12 protein-coding genes are annotated in these 12,930 nt (G+C 70.9%); 7 read left to right on the forward strand and 5 right to left on the reverse strand.

Annotated elements, in window-relative coordinates; all coding sequences use genetic code 11:
* Window positions 1-174: 174 nt before the first annotated feature.
* From ABZX11_RS39320 to ABZX11_RS39335, 4 genes are read left to right on the forward strand one after another with little or no spacing between them, the layout of a single operon-like run.
* Window positions 175-5,154, forward strand: a complete 4,980-nt coding sequence (locus ABZX11_RS39320) for an NAD-glutamate dehydrogenase (RefSeq protein ID WP_354923227.1) — start codon at window positions 175-177, stop codon at window positions 5,152-5,154.
* On the forward strand, window positions 5,151-5,570 hold the full coding sequence (locus ABZX11_RS39325; RefSeq protein ID WP_176171913.1) for a thioesterase family protein: 420 nt from the start codon (window positions 5,151-5,153) through the stop codon (window positions 5,568-5,570). Before ABZX11_RS39320 ends, ABZX11_RS39325 begins: the two co-directional genes overlap by 4 nt.
* Window positions 5,563-6,198 (forward strand): hypothetical protein, encoded by a 636-nt coding sequence (locus tag ABZX11_RS39330; RefSeq protein WP_176171912.1) that lies wholly within the window; start codon window positions 5,563-5,565, stop codon window positions 6,196-6,198. Before ABZX11_RS39325 ends, ABZX11_RS39330 begins: the two co-directional genes overlap by 8 nt.
* Before the next feature lie 53 nt (window positions 6,199-6,251).
* Entirely contained in the window at window positions 6,252-6,506 is a 255-nt protein-coding gene (locus ABZX11_RS39335; protein ID WP_354923231.1) for a hypothetical protein, read from the forward strand.
* A gap of 803 nt (window positions 6,507-7,309) precedes the next feature.
* Here the strand turns inward: ABZX11_RS39335 and ABZX11_RS39340 are convergent.
* From ABZX11_RS39340 to ABZX11_RS39355, 4 genes are all read right to left on the reverse strand, one after another.
* Window positions 7,310-7,441: a hypothetical protein gene (locus ABZX11_RS39340; protein WP_354923234.1), complete on the reverse strand. Its 132-nt coding sequence runs from the start codon at window positions 7,439-7,441 to the stop codon at window positions 7,310-7,312.
* Window positions 7,419-8,969 (reverse strand): glycoside hydrolase family 13 protein, encoded by a 1,551-nt coding sequence (locus tag ABZX11_RS39345; protein WP_176171910.1) that lies wholly within the window; start codon window positions 8,967-8,969, stop codon window positions 7,419-7,421. Before ABZX11_RS39345 ends, ABZX11_RS39340 begins: the two co-directional genes overlap by 23 nt.
* Window positions 8,966-9,349, reverse strand: a complete 384-nt coding sequence (locus ABZX11_RS39350; protein WP_354923302.1) for a globin — start codon at window positions 9,347-9,349, stop codon at window positions 8,966-8,968. Before ABZX11_RS39350 ends, ABZX11_RS39345 begins: the two co-directional genes overlap by 4 nt.
* Before the next feature lie 181 nt (window positions 9,350-9,530).
* Entirely contained in the window at window positions 9,531-10,514 is a 984-nt protein-coding gene (locus tag ABZX11_RS39355) for a mechanosensitive ion channel family protein (RefSeq protein ID WP_254897470.1), read from the reverse strand.
* A 367-nt stretch (window positions 10,515-10,881) separates the two neighbouring features.
* Between ABZX11_RS39355 and ABZX11_RS39360 the strand changes: the two genes are divergently transcribed.
* The gene (locus tag ABZX11_RS39360) at window positions 10,882-11,379 is read left to right on the forward strand and encodes an HNH endonuclease (RefSeq protein WP_176171908.1); all 498 of its coding nucleotides are present in this window, start codon (window positions 10,882-10,884) and stop codon (window positions 11,377-11,379) included.
* A gap of 108 nt (window positions 11,380-11,487) precedes the next feature.
* Here the strand turns inward: ABZX11_RS39360 and ABZX11_RS39365 are convergent, their stop codons facing one another.
* Entirely contained in the window at window positions 11,488-11,859 is a 372-nt protein-coding gene (locus ABZX11_RS39365) for a hypothetical protein (protein WP_254896891.1), read from the reverse strand.
* Window positions 11,860-12,137: 278 nt separating this feature from the next.
* Between ABZX11_RS39365 and ABZX11_RS39370 the strand changes: the two genes are divergently transcribed.
* Together ABZX11_RS39370 and ABZX11_RS39375 are read left to right on the forward strand one after the other, a co-directional pair.
* Window positions 12,138-12,392 (forward strand): hypothetical protein, encoded by a 255-nt coding sequence (locus tag ABZX11_RS39370; protein WP_176171907.1) that lies wholly within the window; start codon window positions 12,138-12,140, stop codon window positions 12,390-12,392.
* Entirely contained in the window at window positions 12,379-12,867 is a 489-nt protein-coding gene (locus ABZX11_RS39375; protein ID WP_354923239.1) for a DUF5130 family protein, read from the forward strand. The genes ABZX11_RS39370 and ABZX11_RS39375 overlap by 14 nt, the downstream gene beginning before the upstream one ends.
* Window positions 12,868-12,930: the final 63 nt, after the last annotated feature.

Here is a 12,930-nt window from a genome sequence, read left to right on the forward strand (position 1 = left end):
CCCTCTAGGCAACCCGTCAGTAGCTTGACCGATCACGGGAATCCCGTGCTCCGGAAGGGTTTCCGGGCCCCGGGTCTTCATGTGATCCCGGATCGCGGCGCATTAGTGTGGGGTGGCCGGCTCAACGCCGAACCGGCGCGGTGTCACCTCACGCAAACTGGAGAGTTGCCTCAAATGAGCTCGACCGGAGTCTCGTCCCTACCCGGAACCGGAGCCGAAACCGAACCTGAATTCGGCCAGCGCTCCCCGGCCAGCCCGGAGCAGATCAGGGACGACCTGATCGACGCCGCCGCGGGGCTGGCGCCGGAGATCGGTGAGCTCATCCGGCTCTACTACCGGCACATCCCGGCCGAAGAGATCGTCGGCGACGAGCCCGTCAACCTGGTCGGCGCCGTCCGGTCGCACCTGCAGCTGGCCAAGTCGCGGATGCCCGGCCGCCCGGCCGTGCGGCTGCTGAACCCGACCGTCGCCGAAGACGGGTGGGCTCGCGAGGCCACCGTCGTGCAGGTCGTCACCGATGACATGCCCTACCTCGTCGACTCGATCGCCGCCGAGTTCGCCCGTGACGGCGTCCAGGTGCAGCGGATCGTTCACCCGATCGTGGTGGTCAGCCGCGACCTGACCGGCGAGCTGCTCGAAGTCCACCCCGAAGCCGACCCGGCCGAGCCGCCCGCGAACTCCGCCGCCGAGTCGTGGATGTACATCGAGATCGACTTCGTCACCGATCGCAACCGGGCCCGCGAGCTCGACAACCGGCTCTCCAGCGTCCTCGGTGACGTCCGCGAGGTCGTCGAGGACGCCGACAAGATGGCCCAGACCGCCTGCCAGCTGGCGAGCGAGCTGGAGACCGACCCGCCGAAGCTGCCGAAGGACGAGGTCGCCGAGGGCGCCCGGCTGCTGCGCTGGCTGGCCGACGGCCACTTCACCTTCCTCGGCTACCGCCGCTACGAGCTGGTCGACCACCCGGACGCGGACACCCCCGCCCTGCGTGCGGTTCTGGCTTCCGGCCTCGGCGTGCTGCGCCAGGACAGCCTCGCCGCCCGCGGCCTCACCGCCGGGCCGGACACCGCCGCCACCGCCCTCGCGCCGACGCTGCTGGTGCTGACCCAGGCGAGCGCGCCCTCGACCGTGCACCGGCCGGTCTACCCGTACTACGTCGGCGTGAAGACCTTCGACGCCGAAGGCAACGTCACCGGCGAACACCGCTTCCTCGGCATGTTCACCACCACCGCGCTGCACGAGAACGTCCTCGACATCCCGGTCGTCTGCAAGCGGGTCCGCGAGGTCATCCACCGCGCCGGCTTCCCGATCGAGTCGTTCTCCGGTCAGCGGATGCTGGAAATCCTGCAGAACTGGCCGCGCGCGGACCTGTTCTCCGCCGACAGCGACTCGCTGTACTCGACGACGACCGGCGCGATCACCCTCTCCGACCGCCGACGGCTGCGGCTGTTCCTGCGCCGCGACCCGTACGGCCGCTTCTACTCCTGCCTCGTCTACCTCCCGCGCGACCGCTACACCACGCGCTCGCGGCTGGCGATGCAGGAAGTCCTGCTCGAGGAGCTCGAAGGCACCCAGCTCGAGTACAGCGCGCGGATCGGCGAGACCGTCCTGGCGCAGGTGCACTTCGTCGTGCACACCGACCCGGCGCGCCGGCTCGACCCGGACACGCTCAAGATCCAGGACCGGCTGAACGACGCCGTCCGCACCTGGGACGACCGGATGGTCGAAGCCGTCCTCGACGAACGCCGGGAGCGCGCCGACGGCGGCGTCGCGGTCGGGATCGTCGGCGAGGAATCGGCCACCGAGCAGGGCCAGCGCTTCGCGATGGTCTTCCCCGAGGGCTACAAGGAAGACTTCACCGCCGAAGAGGCGCTGGCCGACCTCCGCTCGCTGGACTCGCTGACCGACGAAGGCGACCTCGCGCTGTCGTTCTACCAGCCCGCCGACGCCGGGCCGGGCGAGCGGCGCTTCAAGCTCTACCTGCGCGGCGAAGGCGTCACGCTCTCGAAGGTGCTCCCGGTGCTGCAGGCCATGGGCGTCGAGGTGGTCGACGAGCGGCCGTACGAGCTGCACCGCGAGGACGGCGGCGCGTGCTGGATCTACGACTTCGGCCTGCGCGTCGACCAGAAGATGCTCGACGAGTCCGACGAGCACGCCGTCGAGGAGCTGCGCGGCCGCTTCCAGAACGCCTTCGAGGCCGCCTGGCGCGGCGACGCCGAGGTCGACGGCCTCAACGGGCTCGTCCTGCGCGCCGGGCTCAGCTGGCGCCAGGTGGCCGTGCTGCGCGCGTACTCGCGGTACCTGCGTCAGGCCGGCAGCGCGTTCTCCCAGGACTACATCCAGAACACGCTGCTGAACCACACGCAGATCGCCACCAAGCTGCTGCGGCTGTTCGAGGCCCGGTTCGACCCGCAGTTGTCCGACGCCGACCGCGACGCCGCCGCGGAGGCACTGGGCACCGAGCTGAGCGCGATGATCGACGAGGTCACCAGCCTCGACGAGGACCGCATCCTGCGCCGCCTGATGGCCGTCATCCGGGCCACCCTGCGGACGAACTACCACGTCACCGGCGCCGACGGGACGCCCCGCGAGTACCTGTCGATCAAGCTCGACCCGGCCGGCGTGCCCGATCTGCCCGAGCCGCGGCCGAAGTTCGAGATCTTCGTGTACTCGCCGCGCGTCGAGGGCGTGCACCTGCGCTTCGGCGAGGTCGCGCGCGGTGGCCTGCGCTGGTCGGACCGGCGCGAGGACTTCCGCACCGAGATCCTCGGCCTGGTCAAGGCGCAGGCGGTGAAGAACGCGGTGATCGTGCCGGTCGGCGCGAAGGGCGGCTTCGTCGTCAAGCGCCCGCCGGCCCCCAGCGGCGACGCGAGCATCGACCGCGACGCCCAGCTCAACGAGGGCATCGCCTGCTACCGCATGTTCATCTCCGGCCTGCTCGACCTGACCGACAACCGGATCGAGGGCAAGACCGTGCCCGCGCCGAACGTCGTCCGGCACGACGCCGACGACTCCTACCTGGTCGTCGCGGCCGACAAGGGCACCGCGAAGTTCTCCGACATCGCCAACGAGGTCTCCGCCCAGTACGGCTTCTGGCTGGGTGACGCCTTCGCCTCCGGCGGCTCGGTCGGCTACGACCACAAGGCCATGGGCATCACGGCGAAGGGTGCCTGGGAGAGCGTCAAGCGGCACTTCCGCGAGCTGGGCAAGGACACCCAGACCGAGGACTTCACCGTCGTCGGCATCGGCGACATGATGGGCGACGTCTTCGGCAACGGCATGCTCCTGTCCGAGCACATCCGCCTGGTCGCGGCCTTCAACCACATGCACGTGTTCCTCGACCCGAACCCGGACGCGGCGACGTCGTACGCCGAGCGGCGACGGCTGTTCGACCTCCCGCGCAGCTCGTGGGACGACTACGACCGCTCGCTGATCAGCGAAGGCGGCGGCATCTACCCGCGCACGGCGAAGTCGATCCCGATCAGCCCGCAGGTCCACGCGGCGCTCGGCCTCGAAGAAGGCGTCACCGCGCTGGCCCCGATGGACCTGATCCAGGCGATCCTGCTGGCGCCGGTCGAGCTGCTGTGGAACGGCGGCATCGGCACCTACGTCAAGGCCGAGACCGAGAGCCACGCGGCCGCGGGCGACAAGGCCAACGACGCCATCCGCGTCGACGGCAAGCAGCTGCGCGTCAAGGTCTTCGGCGAAGGCGGCAACCTGGGGCTCACCCAGCTCGGCCGGATCGAGTTCGCGCGGGGCGGCGGCAAGATCAACACCGACGCGCTCGACAACTCGGCCGGCGTCGACTGCTCCGACCACGAGGTCAACATCAAGATCCTGCTCGACCACCTCGTGCAGACCGGCAAGCTGGAGCGCGAACAGCGCGACGAGCTGCTGGAGGAGATGACCGACGAGGTCGGCGCGCTGGTGCTCAAGGACAACTACCGGCAGAACGCCGTCCTCGGCGTCAGCCGCGCGCACGCCGCGCCGATGGTCTCGGTGCACGCGCGCCAGGTGCAGGCGCTGGTCACGGCGGGCGCTTTCGACCGCAAGCTCGAAGCGCTGCCGAGCAACTCCGAATTCCGGGAACTGGAGAAGGCGGGCAAGGGCCTCACCTCGCCGGAGCTGGCGACCCTGCTGGCCCACGTCAAGCTGGAGCTGAAGGACGAGCTGCTGGCCAGCGACCTGCCCGACTCGAAGGTGTTCTCGGCCAGGCTGCCCGAGTACTTCCCGAAGCCGCTGCGCGAGCGGTTCCCGGACGCGATCGGGGAACACCCGCTGAAACGCCAGATCATCACCACGCTGGTCGCCAACGAGGTGGTCGACGGCGGTGGCATCTCGTTCGTCTACCGGCTGATGGAGGAGATGAACGCGACGGCGACCGACGCGGTGCGCGCGTACGCCGTGGTGACGCAGGTCTTCGACCTCCCCGCGCTGTGGCAGGAGATCGACGCGCTCGACAACGTCGTGTCCACCGACGTCGCCAACGACATGGTGCTGGAGACGCGGCGGCTGCTCGACCGGGCCGCGCGCTGGTTCCTCACCAACCGGCCGCAGCCGCTGGCCCCGCTGTCGGAGATCAAGCGCTTCCGGCGGGTGCTCGACAAGCTGGTGCCGAAGATCGGCGACCTGCTGCGCGGCCGCGAAGCGGAGTCGGTGCAGAAGCACGTCGACGAGCTGACCGCCGCGAACGTGCCCGAGGGGCTCGCCCGCCGGGTGTCGCTGCTGCTGCACACCTACGGCCTGCTCGACGTCACCGAGGTGGCGGAGCTGGCCGAGCAGCAGATCGGCGTGGACGCGGTGCACAGCCCGGCCGAGACGGCGGAGCTGTACTACGCGCTCTCGGCGCACCTGGACATCGACCGGATGCTCACCGAGATCAGCAAGCTCGAACGCGGCAACCGCTGGCACGCGCTCGCCCGGCTTTCGCTGCGCGACGACGTCTACGGCTCGCTGCGCGCGATCACGCTCGATGCGTTGCGGCACAGCGATCCCGGCTCGTCCGGGGACGCCAAGATCGCGCAGTGGGAGAAGACGAACGCGTCCCGGCTGCAGCGGGCCCGCGTCGCGCTCGACGAGATCACCAAGTCCGGCCGGCTCGACCTGGCGACCCTCTCGGTGGCGGCCCGCCAGATCCGGAGCACGGTGCGGTGACCTACGTATCGCACGTCCGCCCGCGCTGGACGGACATGGACGTCTACGGCCACATCAACCACGCGAAGATGGTGACGCTGCTCGAAGAGGCGCGCATCCCGCTGCTGTTCGACGGAGCCGTGGAAGCGGGGCTGGACCAGCTGCCGAAGGGCATCGTCGTGGTGCGGCTGGAGGTGGCCTACAAGGCGCCGATCGTGGTGTCCGGGCAGCAGCTGCGGATCGAGATCGACCTGACCGAGCTGCGCGCGGCGAGCTTCACGCTGGCCTACCGCGTGCGCGGCGGGCCCTCGGCGGACGACCGGGTGGCGGTGACCGCGGAGACGGTGCTGGCGCCGTACGACACGGTCGAGCTGCGGCCGCGTAGGCTCAGCCCGGCCGAGTCGGAGTTTCTGAAGCAGGGGTTCGCGGATGCCTGAGTTGTTCGTGCCGGACGCGGCCGACCGGGAGACCCTCGGCGCGTTCGTCGCCCGCGCGGTCCGGCTGGACGGCCAGACGGCCGTGCGGCTGCGCCGGCGCGGCGACGGCGTGGTCGAGGCCTGGACGGCGACGCCGTTCGAGTGCCTGGCCACCCGAGCGGTGGCCGGGGACGTGACGCCCGGTGACGTCACGGTGTCCGGCAACGAGCTGCTGGCCGCGCTGACCGTGGCGGGCGGGCCCCGGATGGACCCGGGCCCGGCCCGCGACCTGCTGTGGCACGGCGAGCTGCCGCCGTCGGGCCGCTGGCCGCTGGTCGACGAGCTGCCCGCCCGGGTGGTGTCGGAGCTGGCGGACCGCGGCGTGACGCTGGCCAGGGACAACGTCGGCCCGCACGGCACGCCGCCGGCGTCGCTGATGGACCAGGCGGTCCTGACGGTGACCGGCGAGGCGACCGAGGTCAAGGTCCAGATGCGCTGCTTGTTCGCGATGTCCGGAATGGGGTTCGTGGACTCGGACGTACCCGGAGACGTGGTCCGCGTGACGGCGACGGATTCCTGGCTGCGCCTGGACGCCCGGTACGGCGCGATCGTGCGCCGCCGGCACGCGCTGCTGCCGCTGCTGTTCTGACGAAGTCCTTACGGCGGCCACCGTTCCTCGCCGGACAGTGGCAGCCTGGAGGCATGACCCCGGACGAAGACCCGACCGCGGACTTCCTCGACGAGGTCCGAGTTCCGGAGCCGCACTGGCGGCAGGACCGGACGGGTCCGGCGGGCGAGCGGGCGCCGGAGCCCGCGGAAAGACCTGAGAGGTGGGGCCGCACGCGTGCGGCGGGCCGGGCGGCCGCCCAGGCGGCGCCCTACCTCCAGGCCGCGGCACTGGTGGCTTGGCTGGCCAGCGGCGCTTTCGACGACGGGTCGGGTAACCAGACGGGCTGAGTTCCCGCGCCGCGCACGGCCCGCCCTCCCTGGGGGCTGCCCCCGCTTCCAGCGTATCGGCAGTGACCGACGGAAATCCCGGGCGAAAGGGCCGACGGCCCGAGCTGTCCACACCCCGCGTGGATTGTGGAAGACCGCCTCGGACGAGCCCGGCGGCTGAGTCCGGGGGCGGCTTGCCCGCCCATCAGTGGGCTGCTCCACAACCGCACCTCACCCGGCGGTTTGGTCCGGGGTGGTTTGTTCCCGTCAGGGGGTGTTCGAGGACTGCGGCTCGCTCGGCGGTCGGGTCCGGGGTGGTTTGCTCCGCCAGCGCGCCTCATCCGGCGGTCCGGACCTCGCAGCTCAACGACCGTGTGCCAGTGGGCAGAGTGAGTCTGAAAGCCTCGTCCCAGCGTCCGGTGGCACTCCCGGTGCACCTCCCATGTCCAGCATCGTGGCTGGCCAGCAGCGCCTTCGACGACCGCTCGGGCAACCGGCCGGGCTGAGCTCCCGCGCCGCGCACGGCCCGCCCTCCCTGGGGGCTGCCCCCGCTTCCAGCGTATCGGCAGCGACCGACGGAAAGGCCGGACGAAGGGGCCGACGGCTCGAGTTGTCCCCACGCCACGGGCATTGTGGAAGGGTGCCTCGGACAAGCCCGGCGGCTGAGTTCGCGGGTAGCTCGCCCTCCACGAGCGGGTCGCTCGACGACGGCATCTCAGACGAGCCAGATGGCCGAATCTGCGGGCAGCTTCTCCTCCACGAGCCAGGCGGCCGAATCTGCTGGCAGCTTGCACTCCACGAGCGGGTCGCTCGACGACGGCATCTCAGACGAGCCAGACGGCCGAATCTGCGGGCAGCTTCTCCTCCACGAGCCAGGCGGCCGAATCTGCTGGCAGCTTGCCCTCCACGAGCGGGTCGCTCGACGACAGCACCTCAGACCAGCCAAGCAGCCGCATCCGCCGGCAGCTTCCCCTCCACCAGCGGGCTGCTCGACAACAGCACCTCACCAGGCGGCAGCGCAATCGGCGAAGCCGACGTGTTCAAAGCGCACACCAGCCCACCCCCGCGCCGGCGGAAGGCGAAGCACCCCGCCGGGGCGCCGTACCACTCCAGCTCGTCGCCGCTGAACGCCGGATGCGTCTTCCGCAGCTCGATCGCCGCGCGGTACAGGGACAGCGTCGAGTCCGCGTCCTCGATCTGCTTCTCCACCGTCAGCCCCGCCCACGATGCCGGCATCGGCAGCCACGTGCGGGGGTTGCGCGAGAAACCGAACGGCGGCAGGTCGCCCTCCCACGGCAGGGGCACCCGGGCGACGTCGCGGCCGAACTCGGGGCCGCTCGTCTTCGCTCGTGGGTCCGCCATGTCCGATGCGGCCAGCTCGACGTTCGCCAGCCCCAGCTCTTCGCCGTTGTACAGGTAGATCGCGCCCGGCAGGGCCAGCTCGACCAGGGCCATCGCCCGGGCTCGGCGGACTCCGGTGGCGCCGCCGCCGTAGCGGCTGACCTGGCGCCAGACGTCGTGGTTGCCCAGCGTCCAGGTCGCCGGGGCGCCCGTTCGGGCCGGGACCGCCAGGGACCGCTCGATGGCCGTGCGCATCGCGTCGGCGTCGAAGTGGGTGAGCACCAGGCGGAAGTTGAACGCCAGGTGCAGCTCGTCCGGCCGCAGGTAGCGCGACAGGCGCTCCTCGTCGGTCACCCAGATCTCGCCGACCGCCATCGCGTCCGGGAACTCGTCGAGCACCTTGCGGATCATCTGGTGGATCTCGTGGACGCCGTCGTTGTCCCAGCGCGGGTCGTAGTAGTGGCTCGGCCCCAGCGCGTCCGCGCGCGGGTCCATGTCCGGCAGGCCGGGCGGCTTCGCCATGCCGTGGGCGACGTCGATGCGGAAGCCGTCGACGCCGCGTTCCAGCCAGAACCGCAGGGTGCGTTCCAGGTCGGCGGCGACCTCGGGATTGGCCCAGTTCAGGTCCGGCTGCTGCGGCGCGAACAGGTGCAGGTACCACTGGCCGTCCGGCACGCGGGTCCAGGCCGGGCCGCCGAAGGCGCTGACCCAGTTGTTCGGCGGGTCCTCGCCCTTCGGGCCGACGCCGTCGCGGAAGACGTACCGGTCGCGCTCCGGGCTGCCCGGTGCCGCGGCCATCGCCGACTTGAACCAGGCGTGCTGGTTGCTGGTGTGGTTGGGGACGACGTCGACGGTCACCTTGATGCCGCGCTTGTGCGCCTCGGTGAGCAGCACGTCGAAGTCGCCGAGGGTGCCGAACATCGGGTCGACGTCCCGCGGGTCGGCGATGTCGTAGCCGTGGTCGGCCATGGGGGAGCGATAGAACGGCGTCAGCCACAGCGCGTCGACGCCCAGCAGCTCCAGGTAACCGAGCCGGGCGTGGATGCCTTCCAGGTCCCCGACGCCGTCACCGTCCGAATCGGCGAACGAGCGCACGTAGACCTGGTAGAAGACGGCATCGCGCCACCAGGCTTCCTGTCTCATACGAAGCTGTTCATCATGCTGTGCGCCGCCATCTCCAGGTAGGCCCACAGCTGCCCCCGGTAGGGTTCTTCGAGGTTTTCTTCGTCGACGGCGATCCGGATGCACCGCAGCCAGGCGTCCCGCTCGAGCGGCCCGATCTTGAACGGCGCGTGCCGCATCCGCAGCCGCGGGTGGCCGCGCTGGTCGGAGTAGGTGTGCGGGCCGCCCCAGTACTGGATGAGGAACAGCCGGAACCGCTCCTCGGCCGGCCCGAGGTCCTCCTCGGGGTAGAGGGGGCGCAGGACCTCGTCGCGCGCGACCTCCTCGTAGAACCGCCCGACGATCCGGCGGAAGGTCGGTTCGCCGCCGACCGCTTCGTAGAGGTTCGCCGGTTCGCTCACTGCAGACACGCCTTCCATTTTGCCCTTGGGGTACGGCTTCCCGACGCCCGGTCCGGTGATACCGGATGGTCGCAAATCCGTTTCCCAGCGTAACCGCGGCTCACGGCAGCATGCGGACGATGCGCGGCGAGCGGGGCCGCGGCGTCCGCACCCCCGGACGCCGCGGCTCGCTCGAGCCGAGTCACTTCTTTTCGGCCGCCGGGGCCGCGGGCGGGAACAGGCGGCCGAGCGGCGGGTCGAAGCCCGCCTCCTCCAGGGCCGCCAGCAGCTGGGCCCGCAGCGCCCGCTGCACCGCCCACTGCTTGCCCGGGCGGACCTTCACCGTCAGGCGCAGCTGGATGCCCTCCGGTGTGACGCTTTCCACACCCAGCATCTCCGGCGGCTCGAGGACGTTGTCCTTGAGCGCGTCACCCTCCGTGGCCGCCGAGGCCGCGTCCGCGAGCACCGTCGCCGCGCGCTCGACGTCCGCCGTGTAGCCAAGGGGCACGTCGACCACGGCCACCGCGAAGCCCTGGCTCGAGTTGCCGACGCGCAGCACTTCGCCGTTGCGGACGTACCAGACCGTGCCCTTGACGTCGCGCAACGTCGTGATCCGCAGGCCGACGGACTCGACCGTGCCGGACGCTTCGCCGACGTCCACGACGTCACCCACGCCGTACTGGTCCTCGACCATCATGAAGATCCCGGACAGGAAGTCCTTGACCAGGTTTTGCGCGCCGAACCCGATGGCGACGCCGATGATGCCCGCCGAGGCGATGATCGGGCCCAGGTTGATGCCGAGTTCGCCCAGCACGAGGATGAACGCCAGGCCGTAGATCAGGAACGTCGCCATCGACTTCAGCACCGAGCCGATGGTCTTCGCGCGCTGGCGGCGCCGTTCGATCACCGCGGAGCCGAGCACCTCCGGCGCGCGCTCGCGCAGGGGCCGCAGCATCGACGGGAGCTTGCCGCCCGTCTTCGGCAGCGTCGTGACGCGGTTGATCAGCCGCCGCACCAGCATGCGGACCAGGAACGCGATGACGATGATCATCAGGATCTTGACCGGCTTGGTGATCAGCCAGTTCGCCGAGCCCGCCAGCCACGCGTTGTTCGTGACGTCGTACACCTGGTAACAGAACGTGCTGGGGTCCTTCAGGCACGGCGGCGGATCGGCGGAGGGGAGCAGGGAGAGCACGGGGTTCAGTTCATCCTTCCGATCGGGTCGGGCACCCCAACGCCGAGTGGATGTTGGGTCGCGTGGATGTGACACGTCTTGTAACACACGTGCGCTGGGGGCCTGTTCTGTGGTCGACTATGCCTACGCCCCTGGAGGTGGTCGAGTGCCAGACCGACAACCCAGCCCCCGCGGCGTCTCCGGCCAAGCCACGGCCGACGAGGCGCCAGAGGTGGTTCTGCGTGCCTATCCGGGGGGTTCCGCATCCGGCGGAACCGTCCCGGCCGGGCCGGGGACCCGCCCAGGGGGAGTGACCCGCCCGCCCGGACAGCGTAGTAGAGGCCGTGATCCGGCTGCCCCGGCCTGGGGCCGGCGCCGGGTGCTCCTGCTCAACGCCACCTTCGAGCCGCTGACGGCGTTGCCGCTGCGGCGCGCCGTCGTGCTCGTGATGTGCGGCAAGGCCGAAGTGGTCCACGGTGACCCCGGCGGGATCGAGCTGCACTCGGCGAAGGTCTCGCTGCCGGTGCCCTCGGTGATCCGCCTCAGCACGTACGTGCGCGTACCGTATCGCGCGCAGGTACCGCTGACCCGTGCGGGGCTGATGCACCGCGACCGGTACCGCTGCGCCTACTGCGGAGGACGGGCCGAGACGATCGACCACGTCGTCCCGCGCAGCCGGGGCGGCCCCCACAGCTGGACCAATTGCGTCGCCTGCTGCGCCAAGTGCAACCACCGCAAGGCGGACCGGCTGCTCTCGGAGATCGGCTGGCGGCTGCGGATCGTCCCGCGGGCGCCCCACGGCCCGCACTGGCGGCTGCTCGCCCACTCCAAGGAGGCCGACCCGCTCTGGCGGCCGTACCTCGGCTCCGCCGCCTGATGCACGGGGGTGGAGCCCCCCGGACAAGCCGGCGCCCCGGCTGCCTGTGCGGCGGCCGGGGCGAGCCGGGTGCTTGCGCTCAGGTGGTGCGCGTCCCTGGAGTACGGGTCAGGCAGCGAGCGTGTAGTCGCTCTGGCAGGTGACGCGAGTGCCCATGGTGACGCGCGTGCCGCGCGTGACCCGGGTGCCTCGCGTGACGCGGGTGCCGCAGGTGACTCGCGTGCCGGCCGTCACACGCGTGCCCATCGTGACGCGCGTGCCACGCGTGACCCGGGTCCCTCGGGTGACTCGCGTGCCCGCCGTCACCCGGGTGCCCGCCGTGACGCGCGTGCCGGCTGTCACGCGTGTACCGCGAGTGACGCGTGTACCGCGGGTAACCCTTGTGCCCGCCGTCACACGCGTTCCGGGCACGAATTCGGTGTCGCTCGGTGACGAGAAGGTCTCGGTGATCGCCTGTGCGGGCGTGTGGACGCTGTTCATGGCAAGGCCTCCTGGGACCGGTGCGTTACCTGCTGGGGCTGGGGAGCGGGGCGCAAGGCCCGTACAGGTGAAAAAGCTACGAGGATTTCAAGGCCCGGACAAGACGACAGCGGCGGGTGCGGCCGCCTGTACGTTGAGTTGCAACCTTTCGGCCCGACGGTCTTCGCCCCAACGTTCCAGTGGCCGCGAGCCAAGCGGCGGACGGCGGTCGGCTTACGACGAACGGTCGAGTGCGCCGCGCGCGGTGGGTGCGGAGGTCATCCGATACGCTCAGCGCCGTGAACGTTGTCGAGACGATCGTGGTCTTCGCCGTGATCCCGCTGGCCATCTACGGCCTCGCCGGGCTGCTGACGCTCCGGCGCCGGTCCGGCGGTGCCCCGCGGCACCGGTCCGGCCAGGCCTGGGAATACCCGGCTATGTGGTGGAGCGCCAACCCCGAAGGGGCGGGCACCGCCCACCGGCACGCCGGTATCGAGAACAGCGCGCCCGAGGGCGCTCCGACCGCGGCGGGAGGCGCTCGTGGCAACTGGTGAGCTGACGAAGCGTGTCGACGAGTCCGAGCTGGGCTACGGCGAGGCGCTGATGGCCACCGGACGGGTGTCCGCGGCCAAGATGTACGAGCCGGAGGCGCCGTCCGGGCCGTTCAACACGCGGCAGCTGGCCCGCCTCGACGAGGCCTTGACGTTCGCTTCGCGCGAGACCGGGCTGGACTTCAGCCTGTACCTCGGCGAGCTCGGGGCCGAGAGCCGGGTGACGGCGGAGAAGCTGCACTCGACGACGGCCGATCCGGCGAACTCGGTGCTGATCGCGGTTTCGCCGGGTGAGCGGGTCATCGAGATCGTGACCGGCAAGGCGGCGCACCTGCGCCTGCCGGACCGCGGCGCCAAGCTGGCGGTGGCGAGCATGGTGGCCTCGTTCAAGGAGGGCGACCTGATCCGCGGACTGGTCAACGGCCTGGTGAACGCGCTGCGCATGCTGTCCGACCAGGCAGGCCCCGCGCCGCGCTGATCTTCGGAAGTGATCGGCCCGCGCCCCGCTGATCTTCGCAAGCGAACGGCCCCGCACCTGCTG

The sequence above is a fragment of the Amycolatopsis sp. NPDC004169 genome (assembly GCF_040610315.1).
Lineage (GTDB): Bacteria > Actinomycetota > Actinomycetes > Mycobacteriales > Pseudonocardiaceae > Amycolatopsis.